17 protein-coding genes are annotated in these 20,893 nt (G+C 62.3%); 1 reads left to right on the top strand and 16 read right to left on the bottom strand.

The window, feature by feature from the left end; translation table 11 throughout:
* Nucleotides 1-74: 74 nt before the first annotated feature.
* The 11 genes from PQQ96_RS38025 to PQQ96_RS37975 form a co-directional block, all read right to left on the bottom strand.
* Nucleotides 75-1,283, bottom strand: a complete 1,209-nt coding sequence (locus tag PQQ96_RS38025; RefSeq protein WP_408301965.1) for an ABC transporter substrate-binding protein — start codon at nucleotides 1,281-1,283, stop codon at nucleotides 75-77.
* Between the two features lie 131 nt (nucleotides 1,284-1,414).
* The gene (locus PQQ96_RS38020) at nucleotides 1,415-5,026 is read right to left on the bottom strand and encodes a molybdopterin cofactor-binding domain-containing protein (RefSeq protein WP_408301964.1); all 3,612 of its coding nucleotides are present in this window, start codon (nucleotides 5,024-5,026) and stop codon (nucleotides 1,415-1,417) included.
* Nucleotides 5,023-5,529 (bottom strand): (2Fe-2S)-binding protein, encoded by a 507-nt coding sequence (locus PQQ96_RS38015; RefSeq protein WP_408301962.1) that lies wholly within the window; start codon nucleotides 5,527-5,529, stop codon nucleotides 5,023-5,025. Before PQQ96_RS38015 ends, PQQ96_RS38020 begins: the two co-directional genes overlap by 4 nt.
* Before the next feature lie 31 nt (nucleotides 5,530-5,560).
* Complete coding sequence (locus PQQ96_RS38010; RefSeq protein ID WP_408301960.1) at nucleotides 5,561-6,760, bottom strand: amidohydrolase family protein; 1,200 nt, start codon at nucleotides 6,758-6,760, stop codon at nucleotides 5,561-5,563.
* Nucleotides 6,761-6,833: 73 nt separating this feature from the next.
* Nucleotides 6,834-7,547, bottom strand: a complete 714-nt coding sequence (locus tag PQQ96_RS38005; protein WP_120307090.1) for an ABC transporter ATP-binding protein — start codon at nucleotides 7,545-7,547, stop codon at nucleotides 6,834-6,836.
* On the bottom strand, nucleotides 7,544-8,353 hold the full coding sequence (locus PQQ96_RS38000; protein WP_408301958.1) for an ABC transporter ATP-binding protein: 810 nt from the start codon (nucleotides 8,351-8,353) through the stop codon (nucleotides 7,544-7,546). The genes PQQ96_RS38005 and PQQ96_RS38000 overlap by 4 nt, the downstream gene beginning before the upstream one ends.
* A complete protein-coding gene (locus PQQ96_RS37995) occupies nucleotides 8,350-10,290 on the bottom strand; it encodes an ABC transporter permease (protein ID WP_408301956.1) in 1,941 nt (646 codons plus the stop codon). Before PQQ96_RS37995 ends, PQQ96_RS38000 begins: the two co-directional genes overlap by 4 nt.
* 18 nt (nucleotides 10,291-10,308) lie before the next feature.
* Nucleotides 10,309-10,893, bottom strand: coding sequence for an amino acid synthesis family protein (locus PQQ96_RS37990; protein ID WP_408301954.1), 585 nt, complete (start codon nucleotides 10,891-10,893; stop codon nucleotides 10,309-10,311).
* Nucleotides 10,894-11,000: 107 nt separating this feature from the next.
* A complete protein-coding gene (locus tag PQQ96_RS37985; RefSeq protein WP_408301953.1) occupies nucleotides 11,001-11,591 on the bottom strand; it encodes an amino acid synthesis family protein in 591 nt (196 codons plus the stop codon).
* On the bottom strand, nucleotides 11,567-12,505 hold the full coding sequence (locus tag PQQ96_RS37980) for a UPF0280 family protein (protein WP_408301967.1): 939 nt from the start codon (nucleotides 12,503-12,505) through the stop codon (nucleotides 11,567-11,569). The genes PQQ96_RS37985 and PQQ96_RS37980 overlap by 25 nt, the downstream gene beginning before the upstream one ends.
* A 49-nt stretch (nucleotides 12,506-12,554) precedes the next feature.
* The gene (locus tag PQQ96_RS37975; protein WP_408301951.1) at nucleotides 12,555-14,162 is read right to left on the bottom strand and encodes a 6-hydroxynicotinate reductase; all 1,608 of its coding nucleotides are present in this window, start codon (nucleotides 14,160-14,162) and stop codon (nucleotides 12,555-12,557) included.
* 394 nt (nucleotides 14,163-14,556) lie between these two features.
* On the opposite strand from PQQ96_RS37975, the gene PQQ96_RS37970 reads away from it, so the two are divergent.
* The gene (locus PQQ96_RS37970; RefSeq protein WP_408301949.1) at nucleotides 14,557-15,258 is read left to right on the top strand and encodes a TetR family transcriptional regulator; all 702 of its coding nucleotides are present in this window, start codon (nucleotides 14,557-14,559) and stop codon (nucleotides 15,256-15,258) included.
* Nucleotides 15,259-15,442: 184 nt separating this feature from the next.
* Here PQQ96_RS37970 and pcaC read toward each other — a convergent pair whose 3' ends face one another.
* From pcaC to PQQ96_RS37945, 5 genes are all read right to left on the bottom strand, one after another.
* Nucleotides 15,443-15,838 (bottom strand): 4-carboxymuconolactone decarboxylase, encoded by a 396-nt coding sequence (gene pcaC, locus PQQ96_RS37965; RefSeq protein ID WP_074286498.1) that lies wholly within the window; start codon nucleotides 15,836-15,838, stop codon nucleotides 15,443-15,445.
* Nucleotides 15,835-16,626, bottom strand: a complete 792-nt coding sequence (gene pcaD, locus PQQ96_RS37960; RefSeq protein WP_408301947.1) for a 3-oxoadipate enol-lactonase — start codon at nucleotides 16,624-16,626, stop codon at nucleotides 15,835-15,837. The genes pcaC and pcaD overlap by 4 nt, the downstream gene beginning before the upstream one ends.
* Before the next feature lie 5 nt (nucleotides 16,627-16,631).
* Nucleotides 16,632-18,011: a 3-carboxy-cis,cis-muconate cycloisomerase gene (locus tag PQQ96_RS37955; protein ID WP_408301945.1), complete on the bottom strand. Its 1,380-nt coding sequence runs from the start codon at nucleotides 18,009-18,011 to the stop codon at nucleotides 16,632-16,634.
* 469 nt (nucleotides 18,012-18,480) lie between these two features.
* The gene (locus PQQ96_RS37950) at nucleotides 18,481-19,140 is read right to left on the bottom strand and encodes a 3-oxoacid CoA-transferase subunit B (RefSeq protein WP_408301943.1); all 660 of its coding nucleotides are present in this window, start codon (nucleotides 19,138-19,140) and stop codon (nucleotides 18,481-18,483) included.
* Nucleotides 19,141-19,150: 10 nt separating this feature from the next.
* A complete protein-coding gene (locus PQQ96_RS37945) occupies nucleotides 19,151-19,855 on the bottom strand; it encodes a 3-oxoacid CoA-transferase subunit A (protein ID WP_408301941.1) in 705 nt (234 codons plus the stop codon).
* Nucleotides 19,856-20,893 lie beyond the last annotated feature (1,038 nt).

Genomic DNA, 20,893 nt, shown 5'->3' with positions numbered 1-20,893 from the left:
GACCACTAAGAAAACAAGAAAAGGCCAACGCCGCAAAAAAAACAACCAAAGCGCCGCGCAGGCAAAAAATAACCTTATTCAGCAGGCCTCAACTTCTTAACCTCAGCATCCGACGGCTGCACACTAGCGCCGTCAATATACCGATAAGAAGTCATCACACCCTTCCCATCCTTAAGACCGGTAACCCCAACAAAAGCCCCCATCGTCGACTGATTATCCTGCGCCCGATAAGTAATCGGCCCAAAGGGCGTCTCCACCCCCAGCCCCTTAAACGCAGCAGCGAGCTTATCCGGATCCGTAGACTCAGCCTTCTTGATCCCAGCCGCAATCGACATCAACGCCGAATACCCCACCACCGACCCCAGCCGCGGATAGTCGTGATACTTCGCCTGATACGCATCGACAAACTTCTTGTTCGCCGCCGTATCGATCGAATACCACGGGTAGCCCGTCACGATCCAGCCCGTCGGCGCCTCCGCACCCAACGGATCGAGATAGTCCGGCTCGCCGGTCAGCAACGAAACCACGCTGATATCCTTGAACAATCCGCGCGTATTGCCCTCACGCACAAACTTGCCGAGATCGGCACCAAACAGCACGTTGAAAATCGCATCCGGCTTCGCATCCGCAATCGCCTGCGTGACCGCACCTGCGTCGACATTGCCCAGCGGCGTCGCCTGTTCGGCAACAAACTGCACGTCCGGCTGCGCCGCCGTCATCAGCTTCTTGAACGTCGCCACCGCGGATTGCCCGTACTCGTAGTTCGGATACACAAGCGCCCAGCGCTTCTTCTTCAGCTTCAACGCCTCCGGCACCAGCATCGCCACCTGCATATACGTCGAAGGACGCAGACGGTACGTGTATTTGTTGCCGTCGGCCCAAACGATCTTGTCAGTCAGCGGCTCGGCCGCGAGGAAGAAAATCTTCTTCTGCTTCGCGAAGTCGGTCAGCGCAAGGCCCGTATTCGACAGGAAACCGCCGAACAGCAATTGCACCTGCTCACGCGCAATCAACTCCTGCGCGACGCGGATCGTGTCGCCCGGATTGCCGTTGTCGTCGCGCGACACCACTTCGAGTTGTTTGCCGAGTACGCCGCCCGCCGCGTTCACCTGGTCGAGCGCCAGATTCCAGCCGTTCTTGTAAGGCCCGAGAAAGGCAGGCTGAGCTTTGTAGCTGTTGATTTCGCCAATCTTGATGGTCTGCTGGGCGCTCGCGCCGACAGCAGCAAGCGATAGAACCGTTGAAACCGTAAGGCGAGAGATCCATCCTGCGCGCGTGGTCATGCGTTTCTCCGTTATCAAAAGGATTGCGGGAATGCGGTCGTTCTTATAAAGCGTTCAAGTGTCTCGCGATTCGTTCGACGAGCCGTGTTGCGAACTGTGCTGCAAGGGGTACTGCAATGCGTTTGGCGAATTCACTCAGCCCGCGGCGTCGCGCGGATTCTGGCGACGCTCGCCGTGACGTCCTGCCATGCCGGCTTGCCACCCGCAAATTGCTGACGCAGGTATGACACGAGCTCGGCGACCTGGGCATCGTTGAAACTGTCCCGGTAAGCCGGCATCGTACCGAGTTCGGGGCGCGCAGGCGAGCCGATCCCTTCGAGAATCACGCGAATCAGATTATCAGGCGTCGTGCTGTGCAGATTCGTGTTAAGCGCCAGCGACGGATGCGCACCGAACAATTGCGGCCCGCTGCCAGTGTGATGGCAAGCGGCACACGCGCCGTCAAAGAGACGTGCACCGAGGCCTGTTGTCGTGCCTGTAATCGTGCTGGCCTGCTCGTACTGACGCGCCATTGCCGCGGGATTGGCGTTGGGCTCTAGAGGATTCAAAGATGCCAGATACGTGGCCATCGCGCGAATGTCGCTGTCAGGCAGCGCCGCCAGATCGCTGACGACCGGCGCCATCGGCCCGGCCGCGACGCCATGCAGCGACGCGTGACCATTGCGCAGATAGCTGAACAGTTCGTCTTCGTTCCAGGGTACGGGAGCGTTGGAAAGCGACGACAGCGCGGGCGCTTCCCATCCTTCCGCCATGCCGCCGCCCATGAATTCCGCGCCGGTTTTCTCGGCGCCAAAAGCATTGCGCGGGGTATGGCATGCGCTGCAATGGCCGAGGCCGTTCACGAGATACTCGCCGCGATTCCATTGCGCACTTTGCGTCGCGCTGGCAGTCAACGTATTGCGCCGGATGAACAGCCCGTTCCATGCGGCCATCAACGGACGCACGCTGAACGGATAGGCCAGCTTCGTTTCCGGCGGACGGGAACGCACTGGCGTTTGCGCCATCAGGTACGCATAGAGCGCTTTCAGATCGTCGTCGGACGTATTCCTGAAGGATGTGTAAGGGAACACAGGATACAGACGATGCCCGTCGCGGCTGATACCTTCGCGCATTGCCCGCACGAATGCATCGAGCGACCATGTGCCGATACCCGTCTGTCCATCGGGCGTGATGTTAGTGCTGTAGACCGTGCCAAACGGCGTGTCGAGCGGTTTGCCGCCCGCGTTCGGCACGCCGTTGTGCGCGGTATGGCAAACCGCGCAATTGCCCAACGCCGCCAGCAGTTTGCCGCGCGCCACCAGTTCGGGCGCAAACGCGCTCGCGAGGGGCGGCGTAATCGGTGCAATGACTTGCGGAGTCAAAGCCAATGCGCCTAGCCAACCGGCCGCGCCCGCAGCGATTGCGCCGAGGAAACCGAGCCGCCAATGCTTCTTTCTGCGCGCCGCCGCTTCTTCTGCTTGCGCGTCGGCGAGCGCGGCGCGAATTGTCTCAGGCGTGAACGGCGGTCTACGAAAACGCACACCTGTCGCGTCGTACAGCGCGTTGGCTATCGCGGCGGCGCCAGGCAGTGAAGCCGATTCGCCGGTGCCCATCGGCGGTTCGCCGTGGCGCGGCATCATCACCACGTCGATTACCGGCACCTCACGGAACGTCAGGATCGGATACGCGCCCCACTCCTGGCTCGTCACGGCATTCTCACCGAACGTCACGCGTTCTTTGAGCGCGCGGCTGGTCGCCTGGATCACATTGCCGTGTATCTGATGACGTACGCCGTCAGGATTCACCATTGTGCCGGTGTCCTGGCCGACCACCACGCGCGTCACCACGAGTTCGCCGCTCTTGCGATTGACCTCGACGTCGGCCACCCACGCGGACCATGCCGCGCCGAAGCCGGGGAATTTGCTATGCACGTAACGGGCGTAAGCGAAGCCTCTGCCCCGCGCAATGTCGCCATCTTCCTGAGCCTCTTGCAATGCAACGTTACGAGGTGCCCAGCCCGCTTTCTCGGCCACTGCCTTGACCAGATCGATCGCACGCGGATCGGTAAGATGTTTGAGCCGAAACTCGACAGGATCGACGCCCGCTTCGGCCGCGAGTTCGTCGATGAAAGACTCATGCGCGAAGGTGTTCGGCAAAGCCGACACGCCCCGCAGCCACGACGCGCGTACGATCGGCGGCGTGTCGTCACAGACAATACGCATGGTCCGGTAGTCGTACGGCGGCACGGCCGTGCGGTCACCCATTTCGAATACCTGTGGCTGCGCCGAGAGGGTCCCGGTGAGCAGCAGCGCTAACGTGGGGGCATCGTTCGATGGATAGCGCGTCGCGAAGTCGTACGCCGCAAGCTCCCCTTCCGCATCTAAGGCGCCGCGCACGTCCATCAATTGCGCGGCACCTTTGGGTTCCCATGCATGCTCGTCTTCGCGCGATAGTTGCACACGCACCGGACTGCCGGTCGCGCGCGACAGCAACGCGGCATCGGCGGCGACATCGTCCGCGCAATTGCGGCCATAGCAACCTGCCGCCTCCATGCGCACGATTTCGATGTGCGCTTCGTCCAGTGCCATCAGCAACGCGAGATCGGCGCGCAGCGAATGGGGATTCTGCGTGCCCGACCAGACTTTCAGGTTCTCATCCCGGTAGTCGGCCACCGCGCACGACGGCCCAATCGACGCATGCATCTGAAACGGCCATACGTAGGTGCGTTCCAGCGTTCGAGCAAGGTCTTGCGCGAGCGCTGCGTCGATATCGCCCTCGATCACCAGATCGCGTCGTTTGGCCGGATTCGCTCGTAACGCTGCTTCCACTTCCTCGCTGGTTTCGAGCGGCGGCAAACCCTCTACGGTTTTCCACTTCACATTCAATCGTTTCACCGCCTGCTGAGCGATCTCTTCCCGCTCAGCCACGATGCCGATGAAATCGCGAATCACCACGACCTTGACGATACCGGGCAAATCGCTGATCGACGCTTCGTCCACATGCAGCAGACTGTTACCCATGAAGTCGCCCTGTGCGATACCCGCATAGGGCGGCCGCACAACGCGGCCGTGCAACATGCCCGGCACACGTACGTCGTGCACGAAACTCAATTCGCCGGTTGCCTTCGCCGGAATATCGACCCGCGGCGTGCTCTTGCCGACAATCTTGTACGCGTCCGGCGATTTCAAAGGGGCATCGGTGGAAAGCGTCAATTCGATGCGCCGCTCGGCGATCAATTCGCCGTAGCTCAGGCCTTTTGCAGTGTGGTCGTCGCGCGGAACGACCACACCGTCTCGCACGTCGAGTTGCTCGACGCTTAGATTGAGACGCGCCGCCGCTTCCGCCAGCAGAAATTGCCGTGCTTGCGCCGCTGCATGCCGTAACGGCACCGCCGAAATCTGGATCGTCGCGCTTGCGATCGTCGGCCCCTGATTCGGCGCTTCGCTGGTGTGACCGAGCACGAGCGACACGCGCGTCAGCGGCACATCCAGTTCCTCGGCGACGATCTGCGCGAGTGCCGTGCCGATGCCGGTACCGAGATCGACGTGACCGTTGAACGCGACCACGCTGCCGTCGCCACGCACCACGAGAAACATGTCCGCATCGGTAGGCACGAACGACGAACGCGACCCCGGCTGACCCATCGCCGGTTTCACGGGCGCCTGCGGCGGCCGCGTGATGATGAGCACATTCTGCGCGTCATGGAGTTGCTGCCGCGATAGCGGCGCGGCCCGTCGATCGACGCTGAAATCCGGCCCCGTCATGCGTGCACTCCGTTAGGCAACGTCGACTGTCCAGCAAGCAATTCAGCCGCGCGCTGCACCGCACGCACGATCTCGACATGCGTACCGCAACGGCAGAGGTTGCGCGACAACTCCCGCTGGATCGTCTCGACGCTCGGATGCGGATCGCGATCGAGCAACGCTTTGGCGGTCATGATCATGCCGTTCAGGCAATAGCCGCACTGCGCGGCCTGTTCTTCGATAAAAGCCTGCTGCACCGGATGCAGCGCGGCACGCGTGCCCAGTCCTTCGAGCGTGGTGATCTCACGCCCCAATGCAACCTTGGCAGTCGTCACGCACGAACGTGTCGGCATGCCGTCGAGCAACACCGTACATGCGCCGCATTCGCCGAGGCCGCAGCCGAATTTCGGACCGTTCAACGCGAGGTCGTTACGCAGCAGATAAAGCAACGGCGTGTCGGCAGCGGCATTGACACGATACGTCGCACCGTTGACGTGCAGCGTGAGTGGCGCCGGGCGGTTCATGACAATGCCGGCCACGCCGTGCGGCGCGCGGTCAAAGCACCACCGGCACTTCGGTCGCCGGTGGTGTATTGCGGCTGCGCCGGCAGTGGATCAAACCGTCGATCATCACCATGCCGACGCCAGGAATATCGCCGAGTTGCACGCTTTCCAGCAGCGTATCGGCGGCCGTGTGCTGCGCACGGTCCATGAAGACAAGGTCGGCGGGACGGCCGACTTCGATCAGACCCTGGCGCAGATTGCGTTGCCGCGCGGTGTTGCCGGTCGCGAAGCAGAAGGCGATTTCAGCGGGGATGTCGGCGAGGCTGGAGATCAGCGCAATCATCCGCAGAATGCCGAGCGGTTGCACGCCGGAACCCGCCGGGCTATCGGTGCCGAGGATGATTCGATGCGGACACTTCAATTCGATCGCATGGCGTGCGGTGAGCAGCGCGATCCGTTCATTGCCGTTGTGAACGATCTCCAGCGCGCGGCTCGATTGCTCGCACAGATCGCAGACGTGCCGGTAGGACAGCGACGTATGACCGCCATTGATGTGACCGATTACGTCCGCGTCGGCAGCGAGCACTACGTCTCTATCGATCAGACCCGAGCCGGGAATCGACGGACCGCCCGTGTGAATCGTGCTTTGAATGCCGTACTTGCGTGCCCACGCAACCATCTGCCCCGCTTCCTCGCCGCCCTTCACGCTACCGAGACCCACTTCGCCGAGCAGCTTCACGCCCGCTTCCGAGAGCTCCTTGAAGTCCTCCTCGACCATGCCCTTCTCGATCACCGGCGCACCCGCCATGACTTTTACGCCGCCGCCGACACCCGCGCCGCGCATGCCTTCAAACGAGCGCTGCGCGGTAATAGCCAGCGCCTTGACGCCGATGACGTCTTTCGGACGGCCGGGTAAATGCACTTCGCCGGCGGAGATCATCGTCGTCACGCCGCCGTTCAGATTCGATTCGATCCAGCCCATCTGATTCTGGCGCGGCGTCCAGTCACCGAACACCGGATGCACGTGAGAGTCGATCAGGCCTGGCGCCACGGTGGTGCCTTTGCAATCGACCGTAGTCCGCGCGCCTTCGAGATCGCAGTCTTTCTCGCGGCCGACCGCGACGATCACGCCGTCGTCAATCACCAGCGTGTCCGCATCGAGAATCGGCTGATCGATATCGCCGGATAACAGCAGACCGATGTTCGTTATCACGACCTTGCCCGACAAGCCTGTCAACGTCTCTGCTGCCATCTGCTTCTCCTTTCGCAACGACTGCCCGGCGCCACCTGCGTGCACACCCTGCACGCCTCGTGCGCCGATGGAATCACACGCTCAGATAAGCGCGCCGCACTGTTTCGTTCTTTGCGAGTTCGCCGATCGTGCCACTGAAGCGGATCTGTCCTTTTTCGAGGACGTACGCGCGGTCGCTGACCAGCTCCGCGAAGTGCAGGTTCTGTTCGGACAACAGAATCGAGAGCCCTTCGCGCTTGAGTTCGAGAATCATGTTTGCCATCTGTTCGACGATCACGGGCGCGACGCCCTCGGACGGTTCGTCGAGCAGCACCAGATACGGATTGCCCATCAGCGTGCGTGAAACGGTGAGCATCTGCTGCTCACCGCCGCTCATCTGGCCACCGGGACGTTTCGGCATTTCGCCGAGATTGGGGAACAGGCGGAACAGCTTTTCCGGCGTCCATTGCGGCGCGCCTTCGCGTGGCGGTTGACGGCCTGCGTCGAGGTTTTCCATCACCGTCAGGTCCGAGAACACGCGGCGGTCTTCGGGGACGAAACCCATGCCCATGCGTGCGATCCGATACGGCTGCAACGCCGTAATGTTCTGCCCGCGAAACCGCACCTCGCCTTGACGACGCGGCAGCAGACCCATCACCGCTTTCATCGTCGTCGATTTGCCAGCGCCGTTGCGGCCCATCAGTGCGACGACTTCGCCGCGGCCGACCTCCAGACCAACGTCGAACAGAATATGCGCGCGGCCATAGAACGCGTTGAGGCCGGAGACTTTCAGCATCGGCTCGCTCATTGCAGCGCTCCTTGTCCTTGAGCACCGCCTGCCGCTTCATGCAGCGGCGCGTGTGGCTGAAAAGTCTTGCCGGTGCCGAAATAGACTTCCTGCACACGCGCGTCGTTGCGGATCGTTTCGGCGTCGCCCTCGGCAATCAGCTTGCCACGCGCGAGCACGATCATGCGATCGGCGTACGCGAATACGACGTCCATGCTGTGCTCGGTAAAGAGCACGCCGATTTTGTGTTCAGTGACGAGACGCTTGGTCAGCGCCATCAGTTCGTTGCGCTCCTTTGGCGCCATGCCGGCAGTGGGCTCGTCCATCAACAACAGCTTCGGGCGATTCGCCAGCGCGATAGCGAGTTCAACGCGTTTGACGTCGCCGTAGGCGAGCACGCCGCACGCGCGGTTCGCGTCGGCGCCCATGCCGACCTGTTCAAGCAGCGTCATGGCCTCATCGGCGTAGCGCGAGCCCGCGGGTTTCCATAGGCCGAAGGTCTTGCGTTCACGCGAGACCAGGGCCATCTGCACGTTTTCGAGAACGGTCATCGAATTGAAGGTCGCGGCAATCTGAAACGTACGGCCGACGCCCAGCCGCCAGATATCGCGCGGCCGCATGCCGACCAGTTCATGATCGTCGAGACGAATCGAACCGGACGACGGCTGCAGTTGCCCATTGACCATGTTGAAGCAGGTCGACTTGCCCGCACCATTCGGACCCAGCAGCGCCAGCAGTTGACCGGCTTCGAGATCGAAAGACACATCGTCGACCGCTTTCAGGCCGCCGAACGATTTGGAGAGGCCGGAGACGCGCAGCAAGCTCATAGCCCCTCCTTGATCGCCGTAGCTTGCGATGGCGATGAGGCGCGCTCTTCAGCCTTATCCACCGTATCGTCGCCAAAACGCTCGCGAATGAAGCCGACGATGCCCTGCGGAAAGGCAATCACTAGCAGCAGGATCGTGAAACCCAGCAATGCCTGCCAGTAATCGGTTTGCCGCGCGACGGTGTCCTGCAACCACGTGAACACGGCCGCGCCGACGATCGGGCCAGTCAACGTCTGCAAGCCGCCAAGCAGCACCATTACGAGGCCATCCACCGAGCGGCTCACGCTGATCACCTCAGGTGAAATCGTCCCTTTGGAGAAGGCATAAAGCGATCCGGCGAGCCCGCAAAACAGCGACGCGACGACGAAGGCCGCCCACTGCACGCGTTTCACGTCGATGCCGATCGCCTCGGCGCGCAGCACCGAATCGCGCGACGCCCGCATCGCGTAGCCAAGCGGCGAGAACAGCATCTTGCGCAGCAGCCATACACCGACCACGGCGCAGGCAAGCGTCAGATAATAGAAAGCGACCGGCGACGACAGCCAGTTCGACGGCCATAGGCCGAGAATGCCGTTACTGCCACCCGTCACGTCGTCCCACTGGAACACAACCGACCAGACGATCTGCGCGAACGCAAGTGTCAGCATCGCAAGATAGACGCCAGAGAGACGCACGCAAAACCAGCCGAACACAAGCGCGCCGGCCACTGCAAGCAAAGGCCCGAGCAGCAACGCGGCTTCCATCGGCAAATTCAGAACTTTGAGGAACAGCGCGGCGCCGTAGGCGCCCAGGCCGAAGTACGCTGCGTGGCCGAACGAATGCATGCCGCCGGGCCCCATGATGAAATGCAGACTCGTCGCGAACAACACGGCGATCAGGATTTCAACCAGCAGTACCGGCATGTAGGGAAACGCATTGGCCGCAAGCGGCGCGAGTACCAACACCAGCAACGTGACTGCCGCCAACCACTTCAGGCGCTTGCCGGCAGGCCGTAATGGCGCTTCTGGCGCGGCCATGCCACGCACCGCGGCGCTCGCCTTCCCTAGCAAGCCCCAAGGCCGCGCCACCAGCACCACCGCCATCACGACAAATTCTGCGACGAGCGTAAAGCGGCTCAGCGACAGATCGATACCGAACACCGACACATGCCCGATGCCGATACACAGCGCCTTGATTTCCGCGATCAGCAACGCCGCGACAAACGCGCCTGGAATCGACCCCATCCCGCCGACCACCACCACGACGAAGGCATTGCCGATGGTCTCCAGATCCAGCGACAGATTCGCCGACATCCGCGGCCCTTGCAGCGCGCCGCCCAGGCCGGCGAGAAACGCGCCGACAAAAAACACGCCGGTGAACAGCCACGCCTGATTGATGCCAAGCGCACCGAGCATCTCGCGATCCTGCGTCGCGGCGCGCACTAACGTGCCCCAGCGTGTACGCGTCAACGCATACCAGAGCAGCAGCAACACCACCGGCCCGATCACGATCAGCGCGATATCGTAAGTCGGCAGCGGATGGCCAAGAAAATCGACTGCGCCTGCCAGATGCGGCGCACGGGGTCCGAAGAGGTCTTCCGGACCCCACAGCCACAGCGCGGCGTCGCGGAAAATTAGCACCAGCGCGAATGTCGCCAGCAGGTGAAACAGCTCAGGGGCCTGGTAGATACGCCGTAACACGATCATTTCGACCAGCGCGCCGAGCACCGCGACGACCAGCGCGGCAGCCAGAACCGACAGCCAGAACCCACCCGCCGTATGGCCGAAACGACTCGCGATGCTATACGCGACATAGATGCCGAACATATAGAACGAGCCGTGCGCGAAGTTGACGATGCGCGTCACGCCGAAGATCAGCGACAAACCGGCGGCGACGAGAAACAGCGTCGACGCGTCGGCGAGTCCGTTGACCAGCTGTACCAGCAAATTCGAAAGCATCGCGACCCTTGAAGTAACTCAGCGCAAACCGTCTTCGCCCTTGATCTCACTCACCTGTAAGCCGCCGATGCGCGGCAGCGGCCGGCCCGAGGCCGTCACCGCGACCGCTACGACGATTTCATTCGCGCGCGGCGCGTCCGACACTCTCGCTTCGATTGCGTCGAAATGACTGCGCACGAAGGCGGCGTCCTTGTGGCCAAGCGGCACGTCGATCGCGGTGCCGAGCGTACCCATTTTTTTCGCCGACGGCACCAGTGCCGCGCCCTTTTCGACCGCGACCCGCAGCGGGGCACCGAGCTTCGGGTGAAGAATCGCTGCTGCATGTTCGAGTTCGCCGGCTTCCCCGACAATTGCCGCCTTACCGTAGCTTTGCGCTTCGCCCGGCTTGATGCCCAGCGCTTCGACGCACTTGTTGCCGAGCAACGCACCCAGCTCCTCACCGGCTTCGATCAGTGCGTCCAGCTTGGCCTCATAGCGACCCGCATAGGGATTATCGATCACCGCAATGGCGACTGCACGGCGCGTCGGCGGCTCGATAGTCTGCCCCATTTCAATGTGTGTTTCATCGACCTGCACGACCAGCTTGCGAAGCTTGATTGCCATTTCGATCTCCGGGTATCGATGCGTGTTCTGCCTGAATGCTTCAGATTATTGCTTGAGCGCAGTGCTTGAATTCAATGCTGCAGCGAATTAAGTGGTCCAAGCGCCGGTCAGCGCAAGCCGTCCTTGCCCACGATCGCCTCTTTCGCCAGCCCGCCGACACGCGCGTGCACACGCTGGCCCGTACTCATCACAAGGATAACCACCAGTTCGTCCGCGGCGGGCGCGCCGGGCACGCGCACTTCGATCGCATCGAAATGGCTGCGCACGTAGCTCGCGTTGACATGAGTCAGCGGCACATCGAGCGCGGTGGAAGGTGCGCCGACTTTCTTGGTCGACGGCACGATAGCATTGGTCGGCACGCCGTTCTTCTCCAGCAATTCGCGCATGGCATAGCCACCGGGAACATGCCACAACGCGCCATGCTCGAGTTCGCCACGCGAGCCGACGATTGCTCCCTTGCCGTAGCTTTCGATCGACGCGTGCGGCACCGCCATCGCTGCCAGCAGCCGTTGTGCCATGTCGAGGCCGATCGGCTTGAGCGCGTCCATGGCGTGTTCGATTCTGGCTTCATAGCGGCCGGCGAACGGATTCGTCATGACGGCGGCAATCGCGCCGCGCCGCAGCGGCTGCGCGGGCGCAGGGCCGAACTCGTGGAAAATGTCTTCGACGTGCGTCAGCACGCGGCGTATTTCGAACACGGAGCCTCCGTTGTTATTCCAGCGCGATTCCTGAACAACGCGCCTTGGTGATGGGTACCCGCTACGCGCGCCCGCCCTTGCAGGAACAGCGCGGCGCCTTCGATCAAGCCTTGTTCCTGTAAGCGTTGCGCGGCGTCGACACCGCACGCCAGCGCGAAATCGATCAGCGCTTGCGGCAAGGACGGCACGTCGACCGTCACCAGCATGTCACCGAGATCGCTGTCGTCCTTCAACGAGGAAGCCGGCCTGCGCACGATGCCCGCATGCTCCAGATTAACGGCATTCGCGATTACCGTCGCGGCGGCATCGGCAGCGGCGGCGTTGCGGGCGAGCACCGTCACGCTGTCGGCGATCCCCAGGCTGAAGCTGCGCCCACGCCAGCCACTGGTCGCGACGCCGCGAATTGGCATGGCGGCGTCGAGCGTCAGGTTTGCGTCTAAAGCTTGATCGGCTGACAGCCTCGCACCGGAGAATGCCGCCAGATCGGCAAACACGCCAACGCGGTACTGCTGGCCTTCGGTCAAATAGAGTGCGATGTCGCCGCCGTTGTTGATGAAGGCGCGCGCTATCCCTTCGCGTGCGAACGACGCGATCAGTTCGTCGGCGACGCTGCCCGCAACGGCCGCCATCGGCGTGATGTAGCGCGCGCGGTGAGGATGACATGCGCTCCACATGCGGCGGCCGACCGGGCCTTTCAGCACGCAGTCGCTATGCGCCGCGTTGCCCGGCACAGGCCGCCGAAGCAGCTTCAACTCGCCGACCAACTCAGGCAACACGTCGACAAAACGCGCCCAGCACGCCTCGTAAGCGGCCTGCACCGCAGAGGCTTCGCCGTCCGCGCTGAGGATCAGATCGATGGGCCCATGCTGCCAATGCCAGCGGGCCGCGTCGAGCTGGGTGCGGGTTGCGTTCATCGCGCTCGTCGTGTTTGTGACGTTCGTCGTGTCGGTCATGGTATCGCCGTTAGCCGAGCATCGGCGGCATGGCGGGCGGCCACGGGTTGTCCGGATTGCGCGCCAGGGTCCTGCGCCCGAGCGGCGCCCCTTCCGTATGTTCCGGTCCGTTCGCCAGTACGCTTGCCAGCGAACGCACCGCGTCGAGATGGCCACCGAGATCGCGATACGCGTCATACGTCATGGTGAATTCGATCGGCGCGACAATCGCGGGTGTTGGCACGGTGCCGAACGATCGATCGGGCATGCGTGAGACATCGACCATCACGGTGATGCCGCCGCCCGGCCACACATAGGCTGGCGCACCGCCACATGTTACGTTCACCAGCTTCTGTTTGATCGCGCGCGTCAGCAGGACCGGGTTTTCCGTTGCCCCAGCTCGCAAACTGCCGCCTGCGCCGCCGAGAAACAGCACCGTCGCAAGCGACGGCTCGCAGTTTTCGCCAATGCGTTCGACCGTCCGGCGCACAGCATCCGGCATGGTTGCGATGCGCGGCACGAGGTCCTGGTCGAGCTCGTACCACTGTGCGTGTTCGCCGGTGGTCGAGACCATCAGCAAGCGCATGCCCGGTTTCGCCACGGCGGGATCGAAACCTTCGACAATCGCCAACGGATCATGAATGTCGGTGCCACCCCAACCGGTGCCGGGGTTCGCCACCTGAAAATAACGGCCCGGGGTCGATTTGCGTCCGCGAATCTTCAGACCTGAGCGCGTCATGCCGAGGCAGCGGCCCGCCTGGTGTTCCGTCAGCACGCCGGTAATGTGATCGTCGACCACGACCACTTCGTCCGCGTGACCGAACCATTGCTTCGCAAAGATGCCAATGGTGGCCGACCCGCAGCCCACCCGCATACGCTGTTCTTCGACGCCGTCGACAATTGGCGCCGCTCCCGCGCGGATCACCAGACTCGCACCGCCGTCGATGGTCAATTCCACTGCTTCCTTATTGCCGAGCGCGAGCATCATGTCGCACGTCACGCGGCCTTCTTTTTTGCTGCCGCCGGTCAGGTGATGCACACCGCCGAGGCTCAGCATCTGCGAGCCGTACTCCGCCGTGGTCACATGGCCGACGATCTCGCCCTGGCAACGCACGTTCGATTGCTCCGGCCCGAGAAAGCGGTCGGTATCAATCTTCACCTTGAAACTGCAGTAGCTGAAAATGCCCTCGGTGACGACGGTGATCATGTCGACGTCGTCGAGCTTCGAGGAAACGATGAAAGGTGCGGGCTTGTAGTCGGGATACGTAGACGATGCACCAATGCCGGTGACAAACAGCGCCTGTTCCGCGGCAGGATCGTGCACTTCAGACGATGCACCAAATTCGACCGTGGTGTCCGCACTGTTGGTGATCGCTTGAGGCAAACCCGCCGCGCGCGACAGAAACACCACGGGGTCGACGCGAATCAGCCGCCCATCCGCATTCGCATAACGATCGCACGCGCCGGTGCGGCCCTCCGATATCTGGCACAACACCGGGCACGCATTGCATTCGATCTTGTTCGAGGCCATCCGCTCGCTGCGCGGCGCCGCTTTCTCGAGCACGGTCGGACCCGGCGTCGAGGCGGTTTCGCCGTCGACGCTTTCCGCACCGAAATCGACCTTCGTATGTTCTGTCATGGTGGGGTTCCCATACGACGACACTACAATCGGTCCCGCCCGGCTGACGAATAGCCCCTGCCTGAAGGGACGTTCGCATGATCCGCGTTTCTTCCATGTTGCGGTCACTTACCGTTCGTGTAGTATCCGCTACACCAAACTTGCTTGAAATCTACTCGATCAAAATAGACTGCGCAACGAGTTTCCCGGCGGACACCTGAATGCTGCGGCGCGGCATCGCCGCATGAATCACGCTTCAATCTACGCCGAAGCATGTGATCCTGCAGGGCATTTCGTCGCGCGCAATATGGGCTGTATGATGAAGGCGCACCGTGTTCAAGTGTGCCTAAGTGTGCCTTGGCGGCTGCGTCGCATACCGCTCAACCTGACGCCAACCAGGAGATCCGAGACTGCCATGAGTCCCACTGCCGCCCGCAAGCCCGGCGCTATCGGCATCCGAGCGAAACAGGCGCAAGACACGCGCGCCAAGATTCTCAAAGCGGCAATCAAGGTCTTTGCCAAGCAAGGCTATGCAAGCGGCCGGGTCGAAAGTATTTCGAAGGCCGCGCGTTCGCACGACCGGATGATCTACTACTACTTCGGCAGCAAGGAACAATTGTTTGTCGAAGTCCTGGAGACGATCTACACGCAGTTCAACGAAGCCGAAAGCAAACTCGATCTCGATCTGGACGATCCCGTGCACGGCCTCGAGCAGATGGTCGAATTCGTTTGGCAGTACTACCTCGATCATCCTGAGTTCGTCACGCTGCTGTCGAGCGAGAATCTGCATCAGGGCAAGCACGCGAAGAAATCGTTAAAGCTGAAGGAGATTTCGGGCTATGCGATTTCGGTCGTGCAACAGTTACTGGACGCGGGCAAAGCGCAAAACGTCTTTCGTAACGACGTCAAAGCGCGTGATGTGTACCTGATGATCGCGTCGCTCGGTTATTTCTATAACGCCAATCAGTACACGCTGGGTGCGTTTCTGGGTGAACCGCTGATGGACAAGGCCGCACTCGCGCATTGGCGCGAGGTCATCAAGGATACGGTGTTGCGCGCGGTGCGCTTGCAACTGCCGGCTGAAACGGCAGTGATGAATGAGAGCAAGATTGCCTGAAGCGCGTTTCGTTTGACGCACGCTTCAGGCCTCAGGCCTCAGGCTTCGCATCGTGCTTTGTGCCGTTTCATTCCGGCGGGGAAATTCGACGGCGCAACGGCAGTCGCGAAGACTGAACACCGTGACAGCGCGGCACCCGGCCAGTGTCAGCGCGACCACGCGCCGCGCCCCTGCTGCAGCATTGTTACGCCTTCGCCGCTGCGGCGTCGTCTTCGCGGAACAGCTTATCGGCCAGGTGGAACGCGGAATTAGCCGCCGGCACGCCGCAATAGATGGCGGTTTGCAGCAGCACTTCCTTGATCTGTTCGCGCGTCACGCCGTTGTTCTTCGCGGCACGCAAATGCAATGCGAGTTCTTCGCTGCGATTGAGCGCGACCATCATCGCGATGGTCAGCAGGCTGCGTGTGTGACGCGGCAAACCTTCGCGCGTCCAGATTTCGCCCCACGCATAGCGGGTAATCAGATTCTGGAACTCTTCAGTCAACTCAGTGCGATTCGCGAGCGACCGGTCGACGTGTGCGCTGCCCAGCACCGCGCGGCGCACATCGAGCCCGGCTTCATAGCGGTCTTCGTCGTTCATTTCTGCTCCGTCAGGAAGTCGAGCACGGTCTTCGTGAAGGCGTCGGCCTTTTCGATGTTGGAAATATGCGAGGCGTCCAGTTCGACATAACGCGCGCCCGGAATCGCTTGCGCCAGTTCACGGCCTTGTGCCGGCGTTGCGGCCAGATCGTGCGTGCCGCTGATCACGAGCGCAGGCACTTTGATGCCGGGGGCTTCAGGGCGCAGGTCGGCGGCGTCGATGGCGTCGCAATTCGATGCATAGCCTTCCTTGTCGGTGTGCACGAACACATCGCGAATCATGGCAAGCACCACCGGTTCCCGTTCGATGTAATCGGCGGTGAACCAGCGCGGCAGGACCGCGTCGGCCAGCGCGAGCATGCCTTCCGCGCGAGCTCTCGCGGCACGCGGCACCCACACTTCCGGCGAACCGATGCGCGCCGCCGTATTGCTCAGCACGACGCGCTCGAGGCGATTCGCGTGACGCGCGGCCAGCGCGACGCCGGTGAGGCCGCCCATCGACACCCCGCAGAAATTCGCGCGCGCGATCTTCAGCGTATCCATCAGGCCGAGCACGTCGCCGGTCAGTTGCTCGATCGTGTATGGGCCCTTGGGCGCTTCCGAGTGACCATGACCGCGCGTGTCGTAGCGCAGCACGCGGAAGTGTTTGGACAGCGCCGCGACTTGCGGCGTCCACATCGACAGATCGCTGCCGAGTGAATTCGACAAGACGATCCACGGCGCATTGCCGTGACGGTCACCGTCGATTCGATAATGAAGCTCGGTACCGTTGACTGCGGCGTAGGGCATGCCGGTTACTCCTTGAAAGTGGCGCGCTTGGCGCGCGTGTGATGAAGGGCCAGCGCGGCGTCCACATAAGCGTGTGCCTGGCCGACGTATTGAGCGGGATCGAGCAGTTGCGTCAGACGCTCGATCGAAAGATGTTCGGTCACAGCCGGGTCCGCCGCGAGCACGTCGAAGAGCGTCTTGCGCTCGGCGATTGCTGCTTTCGAGCCGCGCTCGACCAAATGATGCGCATCGAGTCGGCCGATGCTGTCGCCAAGCGCGAGCATCACCGCTTCGCCGAGAATCAATCCGTGCGTGACATTGAGATTCGCGGCAAGGCGCGGCACATTCACGTTGAGACCCGCGGCGATCTGCTCGATGTTCGCGAGCGCGCCGCCCGCAAGGCGCGCGAGATCCGGCAGCGCGTCCCATTCGGCTTGCCAGCCGCCGAGTGCGCGCTCGTGTTCCTGCACCATGCCGGCGAACACGGTGGCCACCAGCCCCGGCGCGCGTGTCGCGGCCGTTAGCACCGCCGCGCAGCCGACCGGGTTGCGCTTGTGCGGCATCGTCGACGAACCGCCCTTGCCTGCTGCGGCGGGCTCGGCCAGTTCGTCGATTTCGGTTTGCATCTGCAACGAGATATCGCGCGCGATTTTGCCGAGTGTGCCGATCAGCATGCCGAACAGCGACGCCGTTTCGGCGATGCGATCGCGCTGCGTGTGCCACGGCAAAGTCGGCACAGTGAGATCGAGTTCTTGAGCCAGCGATTGCGTGACATGCGGCGCCGCGTCGCGCAGGCTTGCCAGCGTGCCCGCCGCGCCGCCGAATTGCAGCACCAGCACGCGAGTGCGCAATGCATCGAGCCGCTCGCGATGACGCAGCAACGCGTCGAGCCATTGCGCGAATTTCAGGCCGAGTGTGATGGGTAACGCCTGCTGCAACCAGGTGCGGCCGATCATCGGCGTCGCGCGATGGGTGGCCGCGAGTGTCGCCAACGCATCGCACGTCGCTTGCAGACCGCTGTCGAGCAGATCGAAGGTGTCCCGCAATTGCAGCACCGTTGCCGTATCGATGATGTCCTGGCTCGTCGCGCCCCAATGGACGTACTTCGACGCTTCGGCGTCCGCCGCTTTGACGCGCGCGGTGAGTTGTTTGACGAGGGGAATCGCGAGGTTGCCGCCGAGTGCCGCGTCGCGCGCGAGTGCGTCGGCGTCGAGCTGATCGGCCTGGCAGGCTGCCTCGATCGCGGCCACTGCCGTGTGCGGAATCACGTTATGTGCCGCCGAAGCGCGCGCAAGCGCCGCTTCGACATCGAGCATCCGTTGCAGCGTGGCACGCGGCGCCCAGATGTCGTTCATCGGATGCGTGCCGCAAAGGAGGCCGGTCAGACGGGCGCTGGAGTCGAGCATGGTGGCGTCGATGAGGAAATCGGAAGTGAAGGTTTCGCCGGGGCGATCTGGACGCGCTGCGAGGCGCGCCCCCAGGCGCTATCTAACGAGAGCGTACCGCACACGGCATTGTGGCGCATTGTGTTCCCAACATCGCCGCGATGGCGGGCGGGATGCGTCATGCGCCGAACATCGCCGCGACAGCGGGCCGCACGTGTCGCGCACCAAACATTGCCGTGACAGCGGGCCGGACGCGACGTGCACCGAACATTGCCGTGACAGCGAGCCGGACGTGTCGTATGTGCCTGATACGCCGCATGTGCCCTATATGCGCATGCGCCGCAACGTCGGATGACGCGCAGGAAGCGTGCGTCATACGCATTCTGGACAGTGGCAGCGGGACGCTCGCGCCGCGCGCGCATTCCGCTTGCCTCGCGAGTGTTTCGGCTTCGCTGCAAGGCAAGCGCGCAAACGCCCGCGGCGCCGGTGCTTAGGCCGCGCGAGCCGCTTGTGTGCCGTCGATCAGCGGCACGCCGGTCAGTTTGTGCAGCGCATCGAAGTCGATGTCCGAGAAGATCTCGCGTACGACGAGGCCCTTGTCGGTGACGTCGATCATCGCCAGGTCTGTATAGATGCGGTCGACGCAGCCCACGCCCGTCACCGGGTACGTGCATTCCGCCGCGATCTTGCTTTCGCCCTGCTTGGTCAGGTGTTCCATCATCACGTAGACCTGCTTCGCGCCGATCGCCAGATCCATGGCGCCGCCGACCGCCGGAATTGCGTCGGGCGCACCGGTGTGCCAGTTCGCCAGATCGCCCTTCGCCGACACCTGGAACGCGCCGAGCACGCAGAAATCCAGATGGCCGCCGCGCATCATTGCGAACGAATCCGCGTGATGGAAGTAGGCGCCGCCCGTGAGCAACGTGACATGCTGCTTGCCGGCATTGATCAGTTCGTCGTCTTCCTCGCCCTTTGCGGGTGCCGGGCCCATGCCGAGCAGGCCGTTTTCGCTGTGCAGGAAGATTTCCGTGTCGGCGGCGAGGTGGTTGGCCACCAGCGTGGGCACGCCGATACCGAGGTTCACATAAGCGCCTTCAGGGATATCCTGGGCAACGCGCTTGGCCATTTCATCGCGGGTCAGTTTTTTCATGTCGGTCTCCTCAGGCGGCGGTCGCGGATGCAAGCTCGGCTTGATGCACAGCTTGCGGCACTTCGATGACACGTTGCACGAAGATGCCTGGCGTGACGATATTTTCCGGGTCGAGCTCACCGAGCGGCACCACTTTCGACACCTGCACGATGGCCGTTTTCGCCGCGCTTGCCATGATCGGCCCGAAGTTGCGCGCGGTCTTGCGATAGACCAGATTGCCCCAGCGGTCACCCTTGAACGCCTTGATCAGCGCGAAATCCGCATGCAGCGGCGACTCCAGCACGTAATGCTTGCCATCGATCAGGCGCGTTTCCTTGCCTTCCGCGAGCTTGGTGCCGTAAGCGGTGGGCGTGAAGAACCCGCCGATGCCCGCGCCTGCCGCGCGAATACGCTCCGCGAGATTTCCTTGCGGCACCAGTTCGAGTTCGATTTCGCCGGCGCGATAGAGCGCGTCGAACACATACGAATCGGTTTGGCGGGGGAACGAGCAGATGATCTTGCGCACGCGTTTGGCTTTGAGCAGCGCTGCGAGGCCGATGTCGCCGTTACCGGCATTGTTGTTGACGATGGTGAGTTCGCGCGCGCCTTGTTCGATGAGTGCGTCGATCAGCTCGGAGGGCATGCCGGCCGTGCCGAAGCCACCGATCATGACGGTTGCGCCGTCCTGGACATCGGCGACTGCCGATTGAAGTGACTCGAAAATCTTGTTGATCATGTCGAATTTCCTTTTGGGGCGCTACGCGCCGCTGGGCTTTTGCCTTGGCAGGCAAGGGCTTTGGCGGAACGGTCTCCGGGCCGGTGCTGGCGGCGGCTCGCCGGTTGAGGATGCGGGCTGGCGCCTTGGGTTTGTTCGTTGTCGATTTGTTCGATATGTGAACACTGATTCGATTAGCGAACGCTGAAGCGATTATGGTTGCCCTTTGGGCGGGTTGTCAAGGTTGGGGGTTTCACCTAATCATAGGTTTTTGCCTGCCCGGCAGGGGGTTCTTTGCCGTCGGGGCGCCTGGCTTTTGGCGCCTTTTCTTCTTGATGTGTTTGCCTGTGCGGCGCTTTCTTGTCTGTATGCCTACGGCGTTGGGCTTTGCTTTTGGTTTTTTTGCCTGCGCGGCGCTTGTTTCTGTGCGCCTGTGGCGTTGGCCTTTCCTTGTTTTCTTAGTGGTCTATTAGCGTCGCCCCTGTGCGGGGCGGCACTTACTTTCTTTGCCGCCGCAAAGAAAGATAAGCAAAGAAAGCGGCTCGAACCCCCTACTAAGCGGGTCTCTCGCACAGCCACGGTAGTGGTGCATCTGGAATCCGTGCCCTCGCACACTCCGCGTGAGTGACAAAGGGTTCATCGGCTCCCACTCCGCACTGCGTGCGTCGCGGATGGGTCTGCATGGGAAACCTGGAGCTTCGGTTGGGCACGGTGGGTGCCATCGGCTCGCCGCGGCGAAGCGCCCAGGCAATTGGAAGGCGAGGTCCGCAAGCGGCCATGGTGCCGGTCAAAATGCGAGAGCAAAACCTCAGCAGGCGGTTTTAAGAAGTACCGTTCGGCGCGCGCAGCGCCGCCGGAAGTATGACTCCCTTGTCACCAGGGCCGAATGTGCGAGGGCACGGATTCCAGATGCACCACTACTGTTACTGTGCGAGAGACCCGCTTAGCAGGGGGTTCGAGCCGCTTTCTTTTGCCTACTTGTATATTCCCTCCTGTGGCACCGACCCGATCAGTTGTCGCCACATGGACAGTCAGCTCGTCTGCCTAGAGTGCCTCGAG

Origin of the sequence: Paraburkholderia sediminicola, assembly GCF_046027825.1 — a bacterium.
Classification (GTDB): domain Bacteria; phylum Pseudomonadota; class Gammaproteobacteria; order Burkholderiales; family Burkholderiaceae; genus Paraburkholderia; species Paraburkholderia sediminicola_D.
This window is presented reverse-complemented; position numbering and strand designations above follow the sequence as displayed.

Bases quoted from the DNA above. Each gene is read 5' to 3' on its own strand.
- PQQ96_RS38010 (WP_408301960.1), bottom strand. From the start codon at position 6,760: ATGGCAGCAGAGACGTTGACAGGCTTGTCGGGCAAGGTCGTGATAACG.
- PQQ96_RS37990 (WP_408301954.1), bottom strand. From the start codon at position 10,893: ATGGCAATCAAGCTTCGCAAGCTGGTCGTGCAGGTCGATGAAACACAC.
- pcaD (WP_408301947.1), bottom strand. From the start codon at position 16,626: ATGCCCTACGCCGCAGTCAACGGTACCGAGCTTCATTATCGAATCGAC.
- PQQ96_RS37975 (WP_408301951.1), bottom strand. From the start codon at position 14,162: ATGACAGAACATACGAAGGTCGATTTCGGTGCGGAAAGCGTCGACGGC.
- PQQ96_RS38005 (WP_120307090.1), bottom strand. From the start codon at position 7,547: ATGAGCGAGCCGATGCTGAAAGTCTCCGGCCTCAACGCGTTCTATGGC.
- PQQ96_RS38000 (WP_408301958.1), bottom strand. From the start codon at position 8,353: ATGAGCTTGCTGCGCGTCTCCGGCCTCTCCAAATCGTTCGGCGGCCTG.
- PQQ96_RS38020 (WP_408301964.1), bottom strand. From the start codon at position 5,026: ATGACGGGGCCGGATTTCAGCGTCGATCGACGGGCCGCGCCGCTATCG.
- PQQ96_RS37995 (WP_408301956.1), bottom strand. From the start codon at position 10,290: ATGCTTTCGAATTTGCTGGTACAGCTGGTCAACGGACTCGCCGACGCG.
- PQQ96_RS38025 (WP_408301965.1), bottom strand. From the start codon at position 1,283: ATGACCACGCGCGCAGGATGGATCTCTCGCCTTACGGTTTCAACGGTT.
- PQQ96_RS37970 (WP_408301949.1), top strand. From the start codon at position 14,557: ATGAGTCCCACTGCCGCCCGCAAGCCCGGCGCTATCGGCATCCGAGCG.
- PQQ96_RS38015 (WP_408301962.1), bottom strand. From the start codon at position 5,529: ATGAACCGCCCGGCGCCACTCACGCTGCACGTCAACGGTGCGACGTAT.
- PQQ96_RS37980 (WP_408301967.1), bottom strand. From the start codon at position 12,505: ATGAACGCAACCCGCACCCAGCTCGACGCGGCCCGCTGGCATTGGCAG.
- PQQ96_RS37955 (WP_408301945.1), bottom strand. From the start codon at position 18,011: ATGCTCGACTCCAGCGCCCGTCTGACCGGCCTCCTTTGCGGCACGCAT.
- PQQ96_RS37945 (WP_408301941.1), bottom strand. From the start codon at position 19,855: ATGATCAACAAGATTTTCGAGTCACTTCAATCGGCAGTCGCCGATGTC.
- PQQ96_RS37950 (WP_408301943.1), bottom strand. From the start codon at position 19,140: ATGAAAAAACTGACCCGCGATGAAATGGCCAAGCGCGTTGCCCAGGAT.
- pcaC (WP_074286498.1), bottom strand. From the start codon at position 15,838: ATGAACGACGAAGACCGCTATGAAGCCGGGCTCGATGTGCGCCGCGCG.